This window comes from Humiphilus diazotrophicus (assembly GCF_059726315.1).
The window spans coordinates 958,135-982,025 of sequence record NZ_AP040870.1; the positions used below are offsets into that span (position 1 = coordinate 958,135).

12 protein-coding genes are annotated in these 23,891 nt (G+C 51.4%); 3 read left to right on the forward strand and 9 right to left on the reverse strand.

Annotated features, from left to right (window positions below):
* Positions 1-122: 122 nt before the first annotated feature.
* The 8 genes from AC6I7T_RS05470 to AC6I7T_RS05505 form a co-directional block, all read right to left on the reverse strand.
* A complete protein-coding gene (locus AC6I7T_RS05470) occupies positions 123-2,780 on the reverse strand; it encodes an ABC transporter permease (protein WP_497792318.1) in 2,658 nt (885 codons plus the stop codon).
* A gap of 40 nt (positions 2,781-2,820) precedes the next feature.
* The gene (locus tag AC6I7T_RS05475) at positions 2,821-3,051 is read right to left on the reverse strand and encodes a hypothetical protein (RefSeq protein ID WP_497792319.1); all 231 of its coding nucleotides are present in this window, start codon (positions 3,049-3,051) and stop codon (positions 2,821-2,823) included.
* A 357-nt stretch (positions 3,052-3,408) separates the two neighbouring features.
* Positions 3,409-5,427 (reverse strand): formylglycine-generating enzyme family protein, encoded by a 2,019-nt coding sequence (locus AC6I7T_RS05480; protein WP_497792320.1) that lies wholly within the window; start codon positions 5,425-5,427, stop codon positions 3,409-3,411.
* Positions 5,428-5,627: 200 nt separating this feature from the next.
* Complete coding sequence (locus tag AC6I7T_RS05485; protein WP_497792321.1) at positions 5,628-7,583, reverse strand: FAD-dependent oxidoreductase; 1,956 nt, start codon at positions 7,581-7,583, stop codon at positions 5,628-5,630.
* 153 nt (positions 7,584-7,736) lie between these two features.
* Positions 7,737-11,093, reverse strand: a complete 3,357-nt coding sequence (locus AC6I7T_RS05490) for a TonB-dependent receptor (protein WP_497792322.1) — start codon at positions 11,091-11,093, stop codon at positions 7,737-7,739.
* Between the two features lie 542 nt (positions 11,094-11,635).
* On the reverse strand, positions 11,636-16,231 hold the full coding sequence (locus AC6I7T_RS05495; protein ID WP_497792323.1) for a type 1 glutamine amidotransferase family protein: 4,596 nt from the start codon (positions 16,229-16,231) through the stop codon (positions 11,636-11,638).
* A gap of 40 nt (positions 16,232-16,271) precedes the next feature.
* Positions 16,272-17,084, reverse strand: a complete 813-nt coding sequence (locus AC6I7T_RS05500; protein ID WP_497792324.1) for a GntR family transcriptional regulator — start codon at positions 17,082-17,084, stop codon at positions 16,272-16,274.
* Between the two features lie 124 nt (positions 17,085-17,208).
* Positions 17,209-18,240: an L-rhamnose/proton symporter RhaT gene (locus tag AC6I7T_RS05505; protein WP_497792325.1), complete on the reverse strand. Its 1,032-nt coding sequence runs from the start codon at positions 18,238-18,240 to the stop codon at positions 17,209-17,211.
* A gap of 183 nt (positions 18,241-18,423) precedes the next feature.
* Between AC6I7T_RS05505 and AC6I7T_RS05510 the strand changes: the two genes are divergently transcribed.
* Positions 18,424-20,064 (forward strand): putative N-acetylmannosamine-6-phosphate 2-epimerase, encoded by a 1,641-nt coding sequence (locus tag AC6I7T_RS05510; RefSeq protein ID WP_497792326.1) that lies wholly within the window; start codon positions 18,424-18,426, stop codon positions 20,062-20,064.
* A 196-nt stretch (positions 20,065-20,260) separates the two neighbouring features.
* Here AC6I7T_RS05510 and AC6I7T_RS05515 read toward each other — a convergent pair whose 3' ends face one another.
* Positions 20,261-21,556, reverse strand: coding sequence for a family 8 glycosyl hydrolase (locus AC6I7T_RS05515; RefSeq protein WP_497792327.1), 1,296 nt, complete (start codon positions 21,554-21,556; stop codon positions 20,261-20,263).
* 77 nt (positions 21,557-21,633) lie between these two features.
* Here AC6I7T_RS05515 and AC6I7T_RS05520 point away from each other — a divergent pair, with 77 nt between their 5' ends.
* Positions 21,634-21,867 (forward strand): hypothetical protein, encoded by a 234-nt coding sequence (locus tag AC6I7T_RS05520; protein WP_497792328.1) that lies wholly within the window; start codon positions 21,634-21,636, stop codon positions 21,865-21,867.
* A 191-nt stretch (positions 21,868-22,058) separates the two neighbouring features.
* Positions 22,059-23,612, forward strand: a complete 1,554-nt coding sequence (locus tag AC6I7T_RS05525) for a sialate O-acetylesterase (protein ID WP_497792329.1) — start codon at positions 22,059-22,061, stop codon at positions 23,610-23,612.
* Positions 23,613-23,891 lie beyond the last annotated feature (279 nt).

Sequence of the window (23,891 nt, forward strand, 5' to 3'; positions counted from 1 at the left end):
CAATTCGGTTGACGGCTACGATCCAGTCCTTCCGAAAGTACAGCGCGCTACTGTTATCACCGTAATCGCATCCTTATAGCCTTGCACCTTTCTGAACGCGCCGGGGTCCATTCATTTCTCGCTTATTCCGTGCGAAGTGCTTCCATAGGTGCAATCGACGCGGCACGGCGGGCAGGAACAGCAACGGCGCAACCGGCAACAAAGACTATGCCTGCAATGGCAAGCGCTAAGCTCAGCGGGTCCAGAGGCGACAATTTATAGAGCATGGACTTGAGCGGGCGAACAGCAACGAGTGTGAGAGGAATTCCGAACACAAGGCCAGCCAGGAGCACCCATGCGCTCTCTCGCATCACCATCGCCAGCATCTGCCCGCGGCTGGCTCCCAACGCCATGCGTACTCCGATCTCCATGGTGCGGCTGTTCACACGGGAAGAATGCGTGCCATAAATGCCAGTAGCAACGAGCAATGCTGCAAGCAATCCGAAAAAGCCGCCCATTGCGCCAAACATGCGGGCCACATCATAGGACTCTTCAAACTGCGCCTTTTGGGTCATAGGGTCTTCGAGCGGCATATTCGGATAATGCTCTGCCACAACTCTTTGCAACTCCGGCAGCATTCTCTTTGCAGAGCCACGCGTGCGTACTTCGATTTGCATAGTGCCAAGTGGTGGCCACTGCAGGGAGTTGCAATATGCCATGGGCGTTGGCTTCTCGGTCACTGAGCGGTACTTGTTATCACGTACCACGCCTACGATAGTGGAGTGCGGCATACCGCCGCCCACCACATGGCCCAGCGGATTGGTATTTGTAAGATACTTCTTTACGAACGTCTCGTTGACCACTGCTACAGAAGGCGTGTTTGGTTTATCCGATTCAGCAAAATCGCGACCGACAAGAATAGGAATACCCATGGTGTGGAAAAAGTCGGGACCGACCCCATTTGAGACCAGTATTTCTCCTCTTCGCTCTAAACCATCCAGAAACAAATTTCCTGTATTAAACCAGCCTGCTCCGGGGCGATTCATTACCAACGACACAGACTCCACCCCAGGTACTTGGCGAAGCCTTTCGAGCAAGTTGCCATAGAAGATCTCTGTACCAACCTGCTCCTGAGGAGTAACGCCGAAGACCAAAAGTTTTTCCGCCTGCATGCCCAGATCTTGCTCTGTATAGTTACGCAATGTTCGCAACAGCAGACTGGCAGCCATGAGCAGAACCAGGCAGATAGCTATCTGTGCACTAAGCACCACACGCGCGGCCAGGACCCGGTTCCGATTGGCAGTCATGTTCGCGGTTACGGATCGTAACGCCTCTACCTCTGGTGCATGCAGCGCACTCTTGAGGGGAAATACTCCAATGGCCAACGCAGCCAAAGACGACAAAACCAATGTAAACAGAAGTACAGTTCTGTCTGGGCTGAAACCTTTTTCGAAATTAATCGATACGGCTAACGCGCGCGTCGCGAATTGCGCAAAAATCCAGCCTAGTGCAGCGCCCAAAGACACCAATACCACGCTCTCACAGACCAACTGGCGAAAAATCCTCGTTTTACTTGCGCCAATCGCTAATCGCACTGACAACTCACGCTGGCGCACAGTGTTGCGCGCCTGGATCATCGTGACGATATTGGTGCAGGCAATAAGAAGGATCAGAACGACAAGGACCGACAATATCTGCATTGGCTCACGAAAAGCTGTGCTGTGAACACCCAAGCCCCGTGCTGGAGTAAAATCCAGCAGCGGTTTCCAGCGTTTTGAGTCAACGACGCCAATAGTCTTCCGCACCACTTCGCCGAATGTACCACTAAGCGCCAGCTGAGCTTGCTGCGGAGTAATTCCGGCGCGCATGCGCGCCATCATCTGCAGACACGCCCACTGAGGAGTTCCATAAAGGGAGTTAACCTCTACTCGCATTCCCAGTGCATTCAGTTCTGGCCGATTCTGCAAGGGAATCCAGAAGTCAGTTGATGAAGACGGCCCAGCCCCCTTGAATTCTCGGCCGGCGACGCCCACAACCGCCATGGGAACGCCTTTCACATACAAGGTCTTTCCCAGGACTTCCGGATCGCGTGAGTAACTCCACGTCCAATAGTCATAGCTGATAACCGCCACTGACGCGTGGTTCTTTTCATCGCTAATCGTGAACCCACGGCCACGATCCAACTGCACACCCAAGCCCGAAAAGAAGTTACCGCTCACCTCTTCCCCCTCAGCTTGCTCCGGTAGTTGACCGTGACGTACCGCGACCTTGCCATTTGCGCTAAGAGGAACAGAGGCAATCAGTTCCTCGAAGATATCGCTGCGTAAGCGCAGAGCCTGAAACGTCGGTTCTGTAAAAGAAGTGTTTTCGTCTCCGCTATTCCCGGCTGGAGCGCCCATACCATTGGCCATGCGCACGTAGTACAGACGCTCGGAGCTGCTGCCGGGCAGCCAGCGCATGAGCAGCGCATTCATCACGCTGAATACCGCTGTGTTAGCACCGATGCCTAGAGCCATCGTGAGAACGGCAAGAGTTGTAAAGGCCGGAGTCTTAGCCAAACGGCGTACACTGTAGCGCAGATCGGACACCCAGCCTTCCAACCCATTCCACAACCACGTTTCGTGTGTCTGATCCCGCAGCGTAGTCGGATTGCCAAAGGCTCGAAGTGCAGCATAGCGGGCTTCTTCAGCACCCATCCCGTTGGCTATGTTTTCCGCAATCTGCTGATCGAGATGAAATTTCAGTTCGGCGTCGAGGGAGTCAAGCTCTCGTTGACGATGGAAGAGCATCCGCATCCGCATTTTGAGTCTTTCTAGCCAGTGCATCGTTTCTGTCTACCTTTCAGGCCTCTTCGATTACGGAATTGATGGTCGAGGAGAGTCGCCTCCAATTGAAGGTCTCACCATCAAGTCGCTTTCGGTCCGCAAAAATGAACGAAGAGAATTTCACCCGTCGTCCTGTCTCACATTCCAACCAGTTCGCTACGCTCCAACGGTACTTGGCCTCAAGCGAAAATATCTTGAGAACGAGCAGATCGAGAGTATCCTGCACCGGACCGCTTGGTTTCCTCATACCTAGAATATCTACAACTCATTCTGTAGATAGTCAAGGCATCGAATGCGAAAACTCTTGGCAATGTGACATGCGTTACATATAGAGGGAATAACACGAGACCAGTAAGCAGGAGTCACTCACAGGTCCAAGAATTGGAGAGCGATGGAAATCCAGCCTTTGCGTTGGGGAGCGCACGCGCCGCGTAATTCGCAGCAGCGTTTCGTTGCGTTGAGAGTCAAGGGAGGCAAGGCGCTGTATCCGGCGCGGAAGGTCTGTCTAACTTACGCGCCAAAACGCCTCCGCCAATCTACCGTTGTTAGCAGAATGGGGCAACGATTGCGTACCCCACCCGCTAAGCACCGCACGCATCTCTGTCTACTCGGCGTCTTTCACACAGCGGAAGCCTAAGGCACCGGAGCGATCATAACCAGGAGCCATCAGCAACAGCTTTCCGTGTTGATCGTTCCTGTAAGCCTGAGGGAAATACCAGATTGAGCCAGTAGGCTGGTAATAGCTGCCGCCACGTAAAATTCCCGCACGAGTATGGTCGTCCTTGTACTCATCGGTCCATTGCCATACATTGCCCACCATATCCATCACACCAAATGAACTTGCTCCGGAAGGATGTGCATCAACTGCATCGGGGCCACGCATGGTGCGGCCGTGATCTGGCTGCGGGACGAACGACGGATTCCAGATATCACCCCATGGATAGGTCTTCTGTGTTGTTCCTTGTGCTGCCAATTGCCATTCCCATTCATGAGGCAATCTCTTCCCTGCCCATTGTGCATAGGCCCTGGCATCTTCAAGAGAAACCCAGGTTACAGGCTTATTCTCCCAGCCAGCAGGATACTTCCCGCCTTTCCAATCCTTTAGGAAGTTGAGAGAATCCTTTGGCTGATAATGGCTCTCATCGAGAAACTTCTTGAACTCCGCATTCGTAACCGGATATTTGTCGATGTAGTAAGACTTCACCTGCATGCGATGCTCGTGATAACGGCGAGGTACATCTTCCCATGGATATTGAACATCTACTCCGACAGAATTCATCCCCTCGATCTCAATTCCTTCCACCTTAAAGAGAAAATCAGATGCAGGAATTTTGATCATGCCATTTAAAACCGAGCTTTCCGGCTTCGTAGCAGGAATTGCGACCAATTGCTGAGGCAACGAATGCCACTCGCCCGAGTAACTGGAGAGAGGACTGGACGTCATAGTTTTCATCTGTGACAGCAACGTATGGACCTTCTCATCCGGAGTTCCAGAGGTTGCAAGGATGGCTCCAAAACCATGAGCTTCGAGAGAGAACGAAAGCACATCCTGATTTCCATCTTTTTCAGGCTTTAATTCTTCTCCGTGGTACAGGTCGAAATAGTGCATCCCTGCCTGAGCGGGAATACTGATCTGCTGCCCAGCGACGTCATACTCATTGCGATTAACAATCGTCCAGACGGTTTCATTTCCTTTTGGCCAGCGGCTCGAAAAAACACCGAATTGATGCATGGGATAAAGCGGTTCCCATTCCTGGCTTACCAGGAATGGCGCCACAGCTCTCTCGATAGTCGCAACACGACGGGTAGCCTCGCTGTCACGCGGTGTAATGCCATTCCAGATACCCCAGATATTCTCCCAGCTCTCCCATCCCTCACCATTGAAGAAAGCAAACTGCAGGTCATCATTCTTGTCGCGGTTCCACCGGTCGGAAATGTTCACTTGATGCCTAGGCTCGAGCCAGCGATAACGATCAATCGTAGGAACAAATTGGAACCTATATTGTCCCCAGGTGAGGACGTTCCAGGCCAGCGCTTCATCGTGTGGCCCCAGTTCAGGCTCGAACACCAGAGGGTGCCCAATCTTGTCCGCGGCGAGAGGGAAGGCTAGTGGAACTCCATCCTGAGTGTCTCCATTAATGCCGTCCGCACCAATCTCCTTCATCAAAGCAACTATGGCATCCGGCCACGGCTTTCCTGGATGGCGCGTGCCCTGATCCCACATCATTATCGGGAAAAGTACACGTACCCCTCTACGATGGAAATCGGAGACCATTTGCTTAACACCAGCAATACCTCCTGGCATAGAAGTGACCATGTCAATCTGGTTGCGATCATCTATCCCAACGTTGGGATAAACCGCCCAGATTAGCACTGCGTCAATGCCTCCATAACGCTTTTCCAAGTCATCGAGATAACGATCGACGGTATATTTTCCACTTACCGGGTCATAGAAGTACCGGTCATGCACCATCATCTGGGGTTGGATAAAGCTTGACTGTGCCCACTGAGTCTCGGGGAGACGATATCGGGTATCGTCGTATCCAATACGGATACGACGCTCCATTCTCCAGTGCGTAATATCTTCGAGCCATTGCTGATGCGTTTTCTCTGTGCACTGCACAGAGGGCCGGCTTCCATCCGGGGAATAGGCGAGTTGCCAGCTCTCATGGGAAGCCAGACAGTCCGGGACCGGTATCTGCTGATCTCTTGGAGCAAAGTGGCTATCCTGTGCCACAAGTGAAATCGAAAAAACTATATTCAAAAGTGAAACAGAAGCTGCACGAGTATATTTCTTCAGATCCCCCATAGCCCTACCCTCGTCTATCTCTTCTTGCGCTGTATGCCACTTCGGTCTTTCTCTTGATACGAAGACAGCAGCCAGTTTACGAACTCACCGCGGGTGATTTCTCCGATCTTCCCATCTACTGCAACTCCGAGTTGACCCAGCTCCGCCCATTGAACATGGTTCGCGGAAGAAAGCTTCGCTAGGTCAGAAGTCACGCGAGGGGCAAATTCCCCTTCGAGCTGGCGTAGAGAAAATGCAATCTCCTTCCCTGTTACCGGATCTCCCGGTTTAAAGCTCAAAGAGTCCTCTCGTAACTCAACCAACCCAAGAATAGATGCCAGTTGAACATTCTGGAAATAAGGGGAATCCAGTTGTACATCATCAAACCAGACCAGAGGCTGCCCTGAGGAGATCAGTTCCCTCTGGAGGCTGTGCAGCTGAAAGGCATCGGAGTCGATCTGTTTAAGAGTAATTTTGTTTTTGATGGCTAGCGCAGCTGCCGCACCAGCCGCGCTGCCAAGTGCCCACTCAGTGGGGTGCAAACGATACGCACCGTTCGTGATATGAGTGGTTCCAAGGTTCTTGGATGCTGCCATCAAGTTATCGATGTTCACCGGCAGCATAGCTCCAAATGGAATCTGATAAGGCTTGGACGCTGGAAGATGCGGAACTTTATCGCAAGAATGAATGTCAATTGGATACTGGCCGATTCCAACCGAATCATCGAAGCGAACTGCCCGCGCATCTTTTGTAACCAAATCCTGTTCGCGAATGATACGCAGTGCCTTGATGCGCCGCGATTCACGAATATACGGAAACTGCGACAGACCGTCTGAACTATCCATTGCACTCGGAACGATCTTCAGGTCGGGATATCCCCGCCCCTGTCCATCATCCCGGGGCACCTCATGTTGCAACCACCACGCGAAAGCCAGCGATACTTGTTTCCCGTGCTGCATAGCTTTCGCCTGCTTCAGGGGATCGAGAGAAAGCAGATCGTTATCGCAGACATCATTACTGTCCCAATTGATCATGCTCAGATCGGAGGAGAACGCACCGGGCTTGAATTGTTCTTTTGCTACCAGGCGACGGTAGCTCCAGAAAGAACCTGGAGTATTGGGCATCTGCTTAAATACACCATAGGATAAGGTTTTTGCTTCGGCGTCGGTGGAATTAAGCGAGAAATGGGATAGATAGCCGTCATACCCCGCAGGCCTAGCAGTAGCCGAGGAGGAAGATCCCTGCTCAAGAACAAAGGCGTAGGTGAAACTCTGGGCTGCATCCGGATCGGCTTGAAGAGGCGCATCGGCCTCGCCTGTTTCCTTCTGCGATTCAGCGCCTGTTACATATTGAGCTCCGGACAAAGGCAAGAACTCACCTAGCTCTGTAGCATCGATAAAGATTGATCCCAAAAGGCGCAGAAGCTGATGAGTCTGGAAGCCATAGACCACGACGCTTTTGATCTTCCCCTGGCTGGTATCGGCAAGAACGGGAACCGTCCGCAACAACAGAGTAAGGCGTCCATCTTTTATGTAGGGATCCAGCATAGAGCGAAGGACATCATGGTCGACCGTAGCTTCGGAACATTCGTAGCTTACCCAACAAAGTCCTGGATTAAATGTCTTATCAGCCTTAACGCCTTCCCGCAGCATTGGAACATAGTGCTGTCGAATCAAGTGGCGTAGCTGTTGAAAAGACCGAGAGGATCCAGTCGTCTCAGTCAATTCGTTATCGTCAAAAGCGGAGATACCTTGGGAAGTCATCTGCCCACCAACCCAATTGGTAGGCTCGGTCATGCAAACGCGCATGCCATCTTCTGCGGCTTTCAAAGCTGCAGCGCTGCCTCCCATGCCGCCCCCCAGGACAACCACATCGCAGCGTCTTTCGGAGATTCGTTCAGGAATAGAAATTGTGGCAACCGCACTCGCCGCATTGCCCTCCGCTTGAACCGCGAGAGGATCGAGTACTTTGATTGTCTGGCCTTTCAGCACCGAAGCAGAAAGTCCACAGGAAAGACAACAGCACAGAAAAGATCTGAATAGTTTCGAACCCATTGGAAGCCCAAGAGAGAAGCAAACAAGGTACATAAAGAATATGTGCGGTCAGAGCGTACAACAGCTCCGACCGCACGTGGAAGGTTCAGTTTAAAAAACGTATTTCAAAGCAAACTGAATCTGACGTTGAGGAGAGCGAGACCCAGTGATCTGGCCAAAAACTCCCCAAGAGGTAGTGTTGGAAGGATTACCCAAACTGGTGATGTTGAATGCATTGAAGAAGTCAGAACGGAACTCGAGTCTCTGGCCTTCAACTACATGGAACGATTTGAAGAATGAAAGATCGACCTGACGGTATCCGGGAGCACGCTCCGTATGGACACCAGAGGTTCCGTATCCGGAAGGTAGTTCGTTTCCATAGGCGCAAACTCCATCATCAGGTCCGGTACAAGGAGTAGCGGAAGGATCGGTACCAAACCAATGATCTGCCGACCGGTTGACGATCTTCATCTTGCGATAGCGGTTGGCTCTCTGTGCCCAAAGGACTGCATTAGCATCCACTTCGCCCCAGCTAGTGATGTTCACCGGAAGACCTGTAAAGAATTTACCGGTAGCGCCAAATTTCCATCCGCCGGCAATTTGATTCAGAACAGGATTCCAATTTGCTCCATAGGCCTTGTTGTGCCCAAAAGGTAATTCGTACACACCCGTTGCACTTAGAGCGTGACGCACGTCAGTGTAGGACGGACCATAATCTGCGTCGGGATCGTAAGGATTCTGCCAGTAATTGCCAGCACCATTTACACCCAGTGTGCCGTAGAACCCTGGATAGTTGGTCATTGCCTTTCCATACGTGTAATTGACCGTATATTCAAGGCCATGAGAAGCACGATGACGAAACACAGCCTGCAAGGCATTGTAGTTCATCATCGATTCGGCATTAGTCAGCTTTACAGCGCCTCCAGAGCCGAGTTTTGTACCATCGACGCCGACAAAGTTCCGGTAAGGAGCCGTCGTTGGATCGCCGAGTGTACTCCATTGGTTGGCATTTACAGCGTCAATCAGGTGTTGACCAAGTTGACCTACATAAGCTGCCGAGATTGAAGAATCATTGCTGAGCTCGTATTCCACCGTCAGGTTATACTGCTGGGTCAATGAAGGCTTCAGATTCTTGTCCCACTCGTAATACGTGGTTGAAGCTGTAGAAGGAATCGCCGAGCCAAATCCACCTTCAACCTGAATCGGATTGCCTCCGGAAGTCGCGGTTGGATTCTTGGCGATATTGTCATAGGAGTAGTTAAACGGATAGTTCTGAGTTAAGCGCAGAGCTGTTCCTGTTCCTTCGAGGTAATTGGCTATTCCATAACCGCCACGAACTACCCAGCGAGAATTCGGCTGAAAAGCAAAACCAAAACGAGGTTCAAAGTTGGTATGAGTCGGGTTATACAATGCCCGGCTGTTGCCATTTTTGCCTGCGTATTCCAACGCCAGAGTATTGGGATTGATATTTACTTGCTTATTGTTGACTTCATAGATCGGCTGGAAGAACTCCCAACGCACACCAATATTAAAGGTGAGCTTTGAATTGAGCTTCCAATCGTCCTGAACAAAAGCAGCATTTCTCCACTGGCGTTGTCCCACATAACCGTAGGAAGCTCCAACTGTCGCTTCGGAAGAACGATCAAGTAGAAAGTCAGCAAAGGAAGATCCAGTTGCTCCAGCTTTTCCGCTGTATGCTCCGGAATAAGCAAACTGCCCCAGAGCGCCAGAATTGCCTGGGAAAATATAGTTTTGCTGATAACGAATAAACTGGACTCCGGCCTTCAGCATATGATGGCCCTTCTGCCAGCTAACGTTATCGGCAAAGGTGTAGTTGGTTTCATGCATGTTGACCATCCATGCCAAAGAACCAACACCGCTGACCAAGCCGTCGCTGAAAGCCATATAGCTAAACCCAGGTTGCATCTGCTTTCCGGGTATGCCGAGTATCGAGTTACCCTTCAGACCAAAAACGCCTGTTGGGTCGGTAGTATTTCCTTCGTCGTAGATGGAACGGCTAACTCCAGCGCGAGCTTCGTTCACTAGAGTCGGGGTAATGGTATGCGCCCAGCTGACTACGCCACCATAGAAGGGATAGTCGTTTGAACTGGGAAACTCAATCGCCAACACGCCAATGGGCATAGCGTCATAGGCATGGCCAGCTGTAAAGCGACCCCAAACAGCATCGCTCTCGCTGACTTTCCAGTCAATACGAGCATCGCCCTGGTCATTTCTGTTGAACTGCTTGTAGTGTCCGAGATAGTTGTTTGTTGCCGGGGTACCAGCAAGAGGAGTTTGGTTTGGTTGAGGATAGATTTCCGGATGGGCAAGCAAATACTTGGCAACCGGATTCACAATTGCCACGCCCTGGTTGTTCAGATAGGGTTTGAATCCATTCTGAGAGTCATATAGTTGCACAGGTGAATCCATGGCCAAGAGACTGGAAAAGTCTCCACTGCGCCAGGCCATCGGAGCCACATTTCGGGTATCCTCGCCACCTGTGTGATAACGCATGCCTTGATAGTCAACGAAGAAAAACAGCCGATCTTTCTTAATAGGCCCGCCGAAGGTCCCATTAAAGATGCTGTGGGTATAAACATTTCTTTTGGCTCCAGAATGTTTATGAGCCCAAGTATTGGCATCCAGCTTGTCATTTTCCAGGTAGCCATTTACGCTGCCATGAAATCTGTTTGTACCACCTTTGGTGACGGCAAGGATCAATCCGCCATTAGCATTGCCGAACTCTGCACTTGCATTGTTCGTGATTACCTGTACTTGATCCAACGCGTCCGGGTTTGGACCATAGCCAACGCTGTTGTTTAGCGTTTCATTGATCTCCACGCCATCGAGGATGAAGTTATTTGACATCTGGCGATTGCCGTTGAATGCCGGAATGCCATCATCAGACGTGTAGCGCTCGTCGGTACGGCCTGAAGGAAGAGAACCAACAGTTGCTGAAGGCTCCGTATTTACAGATCCAGGAACGAAATCCAGAAGGCTGACGTAGTTCTGTCCGTTAAGAGGAATGTTCTGAATAGTGTTTGAAGTGATTGTCGAAGCGATAGTGGCATTCTCAGCGTTAAGAATGGGTGCCATCTGATCATTAACGGTAACGACTTCCGATGCTGCTCCGACTAACAATTTGGCGTCAACTTTGGCTTGCTGGTTGATCTCCAGGTTAAACGGGCCAAATGTCTGAGAGCTAAACCCAGTTGCCGAGAAGGTAATTTTATAGGATCCGATTCTCAGATACTGGATGTAGTAAATACCAGCGTTATTTGTAACTGTATTGCTCGTCACTCCAGTTTCTGTATTCACGACAGCAACTTTTGCGCCAGAGATGACGGAACCTGTTGGGTCAGTAACTATACCAGTTACCGATCCAGTAACAGTTTGCGCATAGGCCAAAGAACTCAGGCAGAAACATAGCCCGAGAAGAAGTCGAGTTGTAAGACCCACGACTTTCATCTGTACTACCCCTTTCCCAGGTACACAATTTAGTCTGTGTATCGTTGCGAATCAATGTATAGTTGACCATACATAATTGCAACAAAATAATAGTCAAACCTTAGAATTCGGCTACTTCTACCAAAGAGATGCTCTACAGAAACTGAACAGAAATTTGCACGGCGCAAGTGTGCCTGAAATCTGGTACACCTGCAAACCATTCAAAACAGATGAGATAACAGTGAAGCCAATGGGGAAATTTGGTCTGGCCTCAACTTTATGGATTTCATGATAGCACGGCATGTCAAATTATCGTCCAAATGTATATACAATAGACATTTGCACGCTGAATCGTTTCAAGATTAGTGCTCCCACTCTCCTCTATGTGGCCATATTGTAGACATTCAAAAAAATAGAAACCGGGGTTTATGTTTCGACGCAGAGATCACCGAGACGCGTGATAAGAGAAGCAAAACCCTGCTGGCGTCTTCATTAAAGACCGACGCCAGCAGAATAAAGCCGGTATTACTGGACAGGAAGGATACTTCCTAGAGAGATGAACGCTAATTCAGCTTCCAGGGAGCTACGACCCATTCCTCGATTTGTTTGACGGCTACAGCCTGATCCGAAGCCTCACAAACGATCATCATGCTGAGAGATCGATCTTGTGGCACCGGAATATTCAGAGCTCCGTCCGCTGCAGAAGGCTTGAATGCTTCTGCCTGCTGCCACCTGCCCCCGCTGACTTCTCCAACGAGCACTATTGGCTGAGTCCAACGTTGAGCACCCGGAATTGTCAGCTTTCCTGTCCCCATGGGAAGTACTAGCATACAGCGACTCTTATCGAGTCCTTCGCGAGCGAAGGAGATGGCCATGAAATGCAAATCGCTGCCAAACAGCAGTCGATCTCCGGCAAATACATCTTTGGAGCTCTCGATTGCCTCGATCCCCTTCCCTTCTTCTGCTACGACAATTCCTGTCATCTGTGCATCGAGGCCCAGGCGAACAGATGTGCCGTTGGCCGGAACAGAGAAGTTCGGACAATCCTTCTTATCGTCGTAGTTGACCAGCACTGTAATCTGCCGCTCATCCTGAGAAGGAACCCGGAAAGCGTGTATGGAAGCATCGGCGGGCTCCAGCTTCTCACCAGAAACGCCCAGGGTCTCGAGCAAGGCACGGTAGAAAGCATGTGCGTACTGCTGATAACGAGGATCGCCGTGGAGCTCTACAGGATCTGCGCTGAAGATGACCCTGCCCTTGCCACGCTGATATTCCGTGACAACGGGGGTGCCATCGACGGCTTCCAGCAGGACCTTTGCTCCGGCAGGACGAGTCACAATACCAGGAGTGGCCATATATTCCGGCCAGGCAGAGCCCTTGGGTGCCGTCTTCAGCGCCCCCTTCTGGTAATTGATATTCGGGAACCGCTCGGAAACAAACTCTACACCGCACAAGTCCTTCAGTCGCTGCACCCGGTTACGTACGCGGAAAGAGTCGTAGCTCATATCTCCGGAGATATAAAGCTGTCCCCCCTTCTCCACAAACTCCTCTAGCCGTTTGATCACCCCGTCACTGGGGCAATAGGGCAACGGATAGAAGATCGTCTTTACGTTCTCGGATAGCGATTCGATAAAGTCATCCGAGAGCGAATGAAAGTGCACGCGCTGATCCATAAGCAAGCGGATACCATTCATCTCACCTTCGGCAACACTTGCTCCCAGGCCGCCCTTGCGATTGTCTGCTGCTATCAGGAACAAGGTTTCGCTCTGGTCATAGCGTGGCCGCAGATGCCGGAATAGCAATCCACTGTTCCTATAGAAGAAGCGGACATCTCGAGGAATTAGCTCATTCGGATAGTTGATCCCCCACTCAAAGGGCAGATCGGCAGGATATTTCCAGCACCAGTTCTGGATCTTCGAAGCCCCCAGAGCAAAACCATAGTGCGCAATAGCAAGGAAGAAGGACTGTTCGAAATGCTCAGTTCTTGCCGAAATGTACCCACTACAATCGAGCCAGGCCGGATGTGTCTTAACGCCAAACTCGCCAATATTGACGCCCTTGCCGCGAACACTCTGATCGAGAAATCTACACACCTGAGGGAAGCGGTAGTAGTCCTCACCGGCATCATTGAAGTACCCAAAGTTGGCCAACTCCAATTTCCCTAAAGCAGAGAGCAGATCAATACCGGATAGCGGCAATTGGTAAAACTCAGCCGTAACGGGATGCTTCGTGTCTACTTCACGAATCGTATCGTGCAGAGCATTCAGCCAACGACGCACAAGCTGAGTACGGAAATGGAAGTCGTCCAGGGTACGCAGATCGCCCCACTCGTCTTTTCCTGTGCGAATCGTCAACTTGCCAATAGGAGCTTCTGGAGGTGAGAGCTTCCAGGCATTACGAAGAGCCTCATCCGATCCATATTTCTCCTTCAGGTACTCGTTATAAAGGTTCTGCAGATCCGGCAGATTCGGATCGTGAAGCTCCAAATCGCCATTCAGGTAATACATGATGCCATTGGCATCGCGATAGCGTTTGGCGAAGGTGCGGGCGTAGTCCTTCTGATCCTCCAGATCCTTGTTGCTTACAGCCGTATTGCTGAAAATCAGCATGCCCGGAAAGAATGCTCCACCCACATCCTGCGTACTGAGGAGCATGGCATCGATCCATCGCCACCAAGCTTCTGTAGGCCGATGCTGAGGACCACGTAGTCCCATCAGATTTTCGTAGACATCGATGCAGGTATCTCTGCAGCCCTGGATATCCTCATGCCATGTCAACGGATTCTCATCCTGATCGACAAAGGTATGCAGATAGTCGTCAGTCCCTTGGAGGAAGAGGCTCCGTCCCTCAATTTGGAAGTAATTGTCCTTAAACTCAAAGGGCAGTCCCTTTTTCAGGATCTCCGGCTTCCAGACCAGGAATCCGCTGGTGAACTGGTCAATCTCTTCACCATTAAGAAAGAGCTTGGCGGTGATCTTGTAGCGATTCGCTGCGAAAGATGCGGGCTTCCACACGGTCTCTACAGCTGCAGTTGCTCCCACATCCAGCTTGACACGCTGACTTTGAGTAAAGAGTGCCTCTTCCCCATCGATGGTTGAAGCCTTCCATCGAACCTCAAGCTCGCGAGCTTGCAGACCAAAGTTGCTGACCAGGACGCGCATCTGCACACTTTCGCCATCGCGATAGGTGGAGTAGTTCGTCTCACAGGCATGCAAGAAGCATTTTTGTGCCAATGACCGAGCTACGGCCTGCAGGGCATTTGTCCCAAGCGCCGAGTTTTTCGCGAAGAGATCTTGATTCTCTACTCCGAAGCAAGCCCAACTGCTTCTCGCATAGGTGCCGCGCATGTGATGAACCAGAGCACCGGCCGGTCCACGCTTGCGTCCAAGAGAATCTTGTGCCTCAAGCACGGGAATCCAGCGGGCCTGATGCATCCCGGTAACAGCCGTAACTGCGTAACCTTCGAAATTGCCTTCCAGGGATTCCTTCGTAGAACCGGCAAGAACACTCTGCTCCTTTGCAGGTTGAATCGAAGAGACTCGCTTCAAACGGAAGTCCGGATCAAAGATGCCAATCTGCTTTTGGCTGATCTTCAGCTCATCCTGAGGGAATCCAAAGGCAGTATTCATGCGTATCTGCGGAGAGCGAGCTTCCAGCTTGAAGGCACCTGCCCGAACAGTTCCGGTAGCGTTCTGTAATCCGAAGCCAATGCGCAAAGACTTGCAGGTTGGTACCAGATAGATCAGACGCTCTACCTTATGCCAGTCACGCGATCCATGGACCCTGTCCAGATACATTCCGGCAGCGTAGGCCAAGTATCCCTTCTCATCCAGCTGCTCATATCCGATATAGCCCCATCCTTCAGGGGCGGCCTCAATATCTTCGGCTTTGAACCAAGCTTCAAAATAGAATTGTTTAGCCTCGCCCTCGGCCGGGATCTCGAAGAACCAGGCCGTATTTTGACCACGCACGCTGGCTGGAACCTGAACTTTGCCACAAACCTGGCTCCCTAGACCAGGAATCTGCGCGTTTTCGATGTTGGTATAGGCAGACTCAAGAGGCTTCCATCCTCCACCACTGTTCGAAACAGGGGGCATCAGGTTCTTCGACTGTTCTTTATTAACCGCATCCGCATAAAACTGCCACTGCCCGTCCTTCTCTATGACAGGAGATTGAAACGCGTAGCCGCCCGTCGTGAGCAGATCGCCGCCAGCAGAGAGGAACGCCATAACGCTACCCTGCGCAATCACCGGGAAGCTCTCTCCATAAGGAAGCACCAGCAGGTCATAATTGCGACGATTAAGCTGCGCGGCATCCGCCAACTGCTTCGCCGAAAGGAAACGAACATCGTAGGTCTGGGAAAGGATAGCTGCCAGTTGCTGAGGATCGGAGGCCGTCCCCTTCACTGGAATCGAATCGCGAAAAATTGCAGCAGTTGGCTTTTTGCGGATCACACCCTTTAGGGAATCGGTGTGAGAAAGCTGCATTGCCTGCCATATATCAATGACATCAGCAAACTCCCCAGCCTGATCACCTTCAACAAAGGTGACATCGGAGAACCAAGCTGTTCCTGAGGCTCGATAGATTCCGACGGCAATTTCAAAATAGGCGGTTGTTGGCAGGCAAGTAAAGGTGTGCGAAAAACGCTTCCACTCCCCGGTTCCCGTGAAGTTGCCAAAACGTTTCTCAGGAAGCTGCTTTCCATCTACGGTGAATTCCGTAGGACGTCCCTGAAACTCAAATTGCGACGCAGTAAAGTAAGCGCCAGCCTCTTCTTCTTGTTGCACCACATTTTCGGTCTTGACCCAACCGGTCATGGTGTATGTTTTGCCGGCTTCCGGTCCTAGCAGCAGGAATCGGGCATAATCGCCGGAGTCGGTATGAATGCGAACGGCACGCCGGCTTTTACGTCCTGAAACATCGACAAGCTCTGCCCCAGTAGTGAACTGCCAACCCCATGCTGATCCTTGGAAGTCTCCGTAAGGAAGAAGAGTAATTTTCTTACCCGCTCGACTTGCAGACTGACGAGCGGAATCCGGTATTACGGCACTTATCGCATTAGGGCAAAGCAGAGTGAGTCCTGTTGCCCCAATTCCCTGAAGGAATGCGCGACGACTTTTGCGACCAATTGCAGAATCAATCTCCGAAAAAATAGACATTGTTCGTCCATGCACTGCAGTCTCAGCATGGCAGACGTCTCTACTCCACTGCCGTAGCTGGAATTCGTAACACGGCTCGATACCGATCTCCACGATAGATCGAACGTGCCGTTTCAATGGGCTTCCCCTCTACGCTGACCAGCGTTCGGGAGATAACCAGTAAACTTGATCTGGGGGCAACATCGAGAAGTGCAGCTTCCTGCTTACTGGCAGATCTGGATTCCAAAATCTCGTCTGCGCTGCCAACCCGGATTCCGTAACGCTCCCGAAGGGTCTGATATAAGGAAGATCGCGCAAAATCCAGTTTCTCGATTCCCGGGAATTGATCTTCCGGCAACCAGAGCTCCTCAATAGCAACAGGCAGCGAATCAGCAAAACGCAGCCGGTTCAGTTTGAAAGCGGGAGCGCCAATTTCAATCGCCAGCTTGGAGGCAATCTCTCCTGGAGCAGGCATAATCCTGGCATCCAGAACCTTCGAAGTAGCTTTCAGCCCCAAAGCCCTCATTTCCGCAGTGAAACCGGAAAGGTGCGTAATATCCTTTTCCATTTTGGGCTGGAGAACAAAAGTTCCTCGTCCCTTATGGCGAGAGGCAAAACCCTGGCTTTTGAGAGCCTGTAACGCTTGGCGAGAGGTCATACGGCTAACGCCATAGATTCGGCTAAGCTCTTCTTCGCTGGGCAGCGGATCTCCCACCCGCAGCTTGCCAGATTCGATCATCTTCATAAGCTGGGTCTGAATCTGGAAGTACAACGGGGTAAAACTGTTCTTGTCGAGCGGCACAAAGGCATCTGCGGCTACCGATGCCGTTTCTGAACCCATTTTTCCCTGGGCCGGTATCTCCTTTTTAGACACTGATCGCTTCTCCTGTTGCTTCATTCCAATCTCAATTCGAACTGGAAGGGCAAATTTCTGGTGATATACCTTCCACTACCATTCGGCAGCAGAAAAGTTTCCTAAGAAACAGTATCAAACCAAGTTAGTAGCTTGCCCGTCCCAGTACAACGATTGCGATCAACAGAACAGCAATTCCACAAGACATCCAGCTTTTTGCCTGGCGTGAAGCCCCTCTCCACTCCCCAACTGCAGCACCGATCAGATTGGCAAGCAGCAAGCCGGTCGCCAGGCTCAGCGGCCATCCAATAGCCGTACCCAGCGCTCCCAAACGGGGTGCTGCCGCTCCATAAACGAATATGCTGCCGCCCCAGAGCAGGGCCATCACGGTAGATAAGGTGTAGAGCCTCCAGCTGCCAGCCAGCCGGAATTTGGCCATGCTGCGGTTCTTCCAGAGCAGATAAAGGCAGAAGCCAAGATTAGCGACCGATCCCGAGGCCAACATGACTCCCCAGATCAGGTTCGTGCTGGCAAACTCACTCAATCCGGAAGCACGCCCATAAGTAGCGATGGGCTGTGCAAGCGCAAAACCAATATTAAAGACGGCGGAAAGGATGCCGGACCCGACAACCAGCATCAGGGCTACGGCCAGCGGACGTGCATGTCCGACTAAGTCACCACGCTCTTTGGTTGACTGAGAGGCTTTTTCCCTTAACTGTCCGGCCCGTCCACATAAGATGATTCCAATTATCTCGATCCCCACTCCGAGGAAGATCATCTTGCCCGTATGTTGAAAGGCATTTTGAGGAGCCAGAACCAACATTGGCAACAAAGATCCGAGGGCCGAGCTAATTGCCAGAACAAAGGTATTCGCTAAGGAAATTCCGATTGCACTTACACTCTGGCCGAACATAATAGCGCCAAAGCCCCAGGCAAATCCGGTCAAGATAGCAATAACTATCGCCTTAACCGGGGCATGAAGGAGTATTATCCCTGCCGAGGGAGAAAGTACGCCTATCATCGCCGCGGGCATTATCAGGCAGGAAACAACAATAAAGATGCTCCAAACATTCTCCCATTCCCAGCGCCCAAGGAATCTCATCGGAAAGGTAAAACTTCCATTCATAACGCCCGACAATATGGCGAGCAAGGCACCGGCAGTGATTGCGCTTTCCATTCTTCTATCCGCCCTTTCAGGCCTGAATCTTAATCCCCTTCAGCCCTGGACAACCGGAATGACATTGGAAAATCCTACACAACAGATTTTTCTCTTCCGTCATCCACACCAGTAGACTATACAATAGGACATATTTACATTTACTAGATTTTTTTATTTGTTGTTCTGGAAAGGGTAAGGGGAATGTCGACAACCATAGACCGACTCAAAGGCAAACTGGTAGTCTCCTGCCAGGCCGCACCCGGTGATCCGCTCGAAGATACTGATGCAATTCGAAGAATGGCCCGCGCCGCTGTTGGAGGAGGGGCTTCCGGCTTACGTGTTAATAGCCCGGAACATATCACCGCAATACGACAGGACACCGACCTGCCCATTATTGGAATTCAGAAGAAATACTACGACGGAAAGAAGCTACGCATCACGCCGGACTTCGCCGCAGCATCTGAATTGGCTGCAGCCGGGGCCAGCATCATAGCGTTAGATTGCACGAATCGCACATGGCCTGCCGGTGAGCCATGGCGGGAGATCATTCAGCGGGTTCATAAGGAACTCAAGCTTCCTGTGATGGCAGATGTCGCTACGCTGGAAGAGGCTCTGGCAGCGGAGGCTGCAGGAGCAGATTTTGTCGGCCCTACCCTGAACGGCTACACCGAAGATACAAAAGGCATCGATTCTTTTAATTGGCCCTTACTGAAAGAGTTGTCCCAACGCCTGCATACCCCGATCATCGCCGAGGGGCATATTGCCACCCCTGAAGATGCACGGAGGGCGATTGCTGATGGAGCATGGTGCGTCGTCGTCGGCTCCGCGATTACCCGGCCGGGGACGATTACGACAAATTTTGTTCGTGTAATGGATTTTTGCCCTCCTGACACGCCCGCCATTGGAGTCGATATAGGGGGAACAGCTATTAAGGCTGGTTTGGTCGACCGCAATGGCAACGTTAGCCATACGTTCCAAGTCCCGACGAATGCGGCGCAAGGCGCCGAAGTCATCTCATCGGCAATGGCACAAGCAGTTGAAAAGGTCATTGCCATTGCTAAAAAAGAGGGGATTAAACCTGCGGGACTCGGTATTGCCAGTGCCGGTGCTATGAATGCAGATGCCGGAGTAGTCTTTGCGGCTACCGATAATCTCCCTGGCTGGACGGGCTTTCCTCTTCGCGATTACGCCGAAGGGCTCTTCCACATGCCGACATTCATTGAAAACGATGCTCACGCTGCAGTTCTGGCAGAGTTGCACTTCGGCGTCGGCCGTCATTTAACGGATTTCGCAGCTATCACGATTGGAACAGGAGTAGGCGGCGGAATCATCTCGCAAGGGAAACTACTCCGCGGCAACCACGGATTTGCCGGGACCATTGGGCACCACACAATTAAGGCCGGGGGACGTCCTTGCAACTGCGGGCGCGAAGGATGTCTGGAGGCTTACGTTTCTACCGTCGCGTTCGTTAAAGAATATCGGGAGCTGTGCCCGCGTCACCTTCCGAAAGATATGAGCGATTCCGATGCCGCCATGCAGATCAGCCAACTAGCTGCCTCCGGCGACGCTGCAGCCCGAAAAGTCTACAGCATCATGGCTGAATATCTAGCGGAAGGAATTGCGAACCTCTTCAATATCCTGGACCCTCAAGCAGTCCTGCTTTCCGGAGGCTTAATCGAAGGACAGAGTTACTTCCCTGGCGAAGTTCAGAGCCATGTCGAAGAGCTTTTGCACTTTGGGTCTCTGCGCAAACCGCAAATTCAATTCGCCACCGCTGGACGTTATGCAGGTCTTCAAGGTGCAGCGGCAATGGTCTTTGAAGCAGACTCTACACCCCGCTAATCCCCGTCCGCTTTTCCAGAAACGCCCCAATAATCATATTGGGGCGTTTTCTCTTTTATCTGAGGTCATAGCAATCAGGGCGAAGAACACGGCTAAAGTTGCGCACAACCACTGTCTCTCATCTCAATTACATCTGCCAATCGACAATGTTATACCGAAAGCCAATATAGAACGCCCTCAGATACAACAAGGATGATTACTTGAGCTTCCAGATGCGAAACTCTCCACTAGCATGCATCAGGCTCATGAGATAGAGCATTCCGTCATAGTAGCGAAACTGCCCTGCAGGGATGGGAACATCCCATAATGCTTTCACGAATTGCTTCGACGAAGGCTCAGTAGCGGCAAGACCGGCGACCGCATTTGTCCCAATCAACCCGGCAGAGTGCGTTCCTTCTTTCTTTTGTCCGTCAAGCGTATATACAGAGCCATAGGCGTCAAGCCCCTGGGAAAGAAAGAACTTCTGAATCCGGTCACTCAGAACCTGTTCCTGTGAATCCTTCCTCCACCAGGACCAATCGACGGACCAATTGCTGGCAGTACGCCAAGCATCGTATCCAAAGATTGCCGATTGCGGAAACGGAGTCTTCTTTGGCGTGCCATCGAAATTCGCATACACGGGACTAAGGCCGGTCTTGGGATCTGTTGTCTGTACGAAAAATTTCCGGCTAACCTCAGCGGCCTCTGCCCAGAACTGACGGTCAGCAACCGGTCCCCAACGAGCCCATAGTTCATAAAATGCGGGAAGATGATACGAGGGATCGGTGAAGGTGTTTCCCCCATTCCCCGGAACAAAGCGAATCATCTTGTATGTCTCTTCGGTTTCAGGGCCTACCGTACGAGGGCCGAACTTTGTCTGACCGCTTTTAACCTCACGGTGCCTCATCGCTGTAAGCAGTTGATCCGCCTCAGCCTTGTAATCATAGATTCCGGTCCCATTCCCCCACCGTGCCGCAGCGAAATAAAGTGACATGACAAAGTACTCTTCTCCGTCCGGAGCAGGAGTTTCTTCATTCGGGGAGCCATCGATCTTGCAGGACCAGGAGAAATATCCATAAGAGGGATGCTTGGGATCGCTTATGAACATATAAGTTTTCACCCAATTCCAAAGAGCATCGAATTCAGCCTTGTGATTGAGCTGAACCGAAATCATCATGCCATACGACATTCCCTCGGAACGCACATCGTGATTATTCCAGTCTGTCAAATAGGCCAGCGGTCCATTCGCATTCTTCCCGACGGGGAAATATAGGCTCTGCGTTTGAGGATCACCATGAAAGAGCTGAGCGAACGCCGCATCGATCTTGGCACGAATCTCCTCATTGGAGTGTCCCGCCTCGGTAAAGAGATTACGGTATTGTCCGGTAACGTAGGCTCCCGATCCATCGGTGATAGCCGAAGCGGTCACCGGAGTAGCGGACTGAGCAAAGGTCGGAGGCAAAAGCACTAGACCCAAAACGACGGGAATCAGAGATCGGAACCGGGTATCCATAGCGGCTACCCTTTTACTTGATAAAGCGCTTTAATGCAAGAAATATCTATGTCTCTCGAAGACTCTGGCGCTTATGAATGGAACGCCCCGGTTCCCCGGACGTCTCTAGTAGATCCATCCCGGACATCCTGCTCACCATCCTTCCTTACCTAGGCCAAAGTGAGCATGCGCATCTCTCCAGAAACATACGAAATCGATGCCAGGCAGATGCTGGCGTGATGGTAGCCACACCTCTGGCGGGAGTGGCACTGGTCCTGATTAAAGATCTCTACCTCCACGAAGAGATCCGTCGCCAGGACCATAGCCGATAGTCTGATTACGCTATTTCCCTCTATTGAAATAGTTTTTATTGTGATATGTTGTTTCCGTTGTGAATGGCGCTCCTTCATGGTCGCAGTCCAGTTCTGCGCAAGAGATCGGGAGCCCCGCACAAAAAGCGGGTGAGCTCAAAACAAGTAGGAGTTCTTACCGTGCAGACTGCGATCTTCGGAGCATTGGAAACATGCGTAAAAGTACTTTGGCGCTGCTTGTAGGCAGCATATTGAGTCAGGCCGGAGCTTACTCTCTTGCCGACGTCAAGCCTTCGGCTCTCTTTAGCGACCATGCGGTGATACAAGCGGGCATGTCTGTCCCCATCTGGGGGAAGGCAGATCCTGGCGAAAGAGTAACCGTAATACTGAATGGGCAAAGAGGGTTGGCGACAACCGCCGCCGACGGCCGTTGGACAGTGCGGCTCAAGAACCTGAAGGCAGGTGGTCCATATGAAATGACCATCTCAGGGAAAAACACTCTCACGATTCATGACGTCCTGATAGGAGAGGTCTGGCTGGGATCGGGCCAATCGAATATGGCCTTCACGATATCCAAAAGTAAAAACAAGTGGGCGGGACTAGAGAATGAGGACGAAGTAATTGCCGCGGCAAATTATCCTCAAATCCGGATGTTCACCGGTGTAACGGCAAGGACACTTGAACCGCAGGACGAAATCAAGGGCGAGTGGCTCGTCTGTACTCCAACAAATGCTCCGGGATTTTCGGCTGTGGGGTACTTCTTCGCTCGCGACCTTCATAAAGCTCTGCAAAAACCAGTTGGATTTCTCGCCATCGCATACGGAGGAAGTACCGCTGAAGCCTGGGTGCCGCGCGACTTGCTTATTCAAGATCCGCAGTTGAAGCCTTTGGTGGAGCGGCTGGATGCCCGTGTCAGCTATTTCAAAGCGCATCCCGGAGCCAGTGACGAACAAGCTCCTCCGGCACCACAAACCCTCAATGCTAAGGCACAAAAACCCGGTCCGATGCACGATCCGGTTGAAGATCAGCATCAACCTACCGTTCTTTATAACGGCATGCTACATCCCGTAATCCCCTATGCCATTCGCGGAATCCTTTGGTACCAAGGGGAATCTATCGTCGGAGGGAAACATGGAGTCGAACTCTATCCTCATGTGATGGAGACCCTCGTTAAAGAATGGCGCAAGGAATGGGGGCAAGGAGATGTTCCTTTCTATATAGTCCAGCTTGCGGCTTTAAAAAACGTCAGCAATAGTCCATCAGTTCGAGAAGCGCAGTCGAAGATTCTATCCCTCCCCAATACCGCAATGGCTATCACTATCGATATTGGAGATAGGAAAAACGTTCATCCCAAAGATAAGGAGACTCTCGGGGAGCGCCTCACGCGCATAGCGTTGGCAGAGGTCTATAAGCGAAAGATCGAAATCTCCGGACCTGTCTTTGAGTCAATGAAAACAGAAAATGGCGCAATCAGAATTAAGTTCTCCCATGTGGGAGGTGGCCTTGTAGCCAAGGGCGGACCATTGCGTTGGTTCCAGATTGCAGGCGCTGATAAGAAGTTCGTTGATGCTGAAGCATCGATCCAGGGAAACAGCGTAATCGTAAAGAGCGCAGAGATCGCGCAACCCGTTGCCGTACGATACGCATGGGCAAGCTATCCGGAGAATTGCAATTTGTACAATGCCGCAGGTTTACCTGCTGCTCCTTTTCGGACAGATAGCTGGGATGCTCTCTCTGAAGATGCTGCAAACTTTACTGGGAGATAAAATTCCCAGAACAACCCTCTACGAAAGGCGCGCATAATCCTCTTATTCCAAGCGCGCCTTAACCCAAGATAGATTGAATGCTCACTCATAGCCTTACTGAAGGCGCTTCATTCAATATCAGTTAAAACTGAAGAGATCGGAAGTTGAGCTTCAGGCATTTAGTCCTGGATCAGGACACCATTCCAACCTAAGTGGCATCAGACGCTTCGTCCGGGATGCCGGCTCCTAGCATAGGTACTATATACACCTTAGGAGAATCATCTCTCACCAGAGAAATGC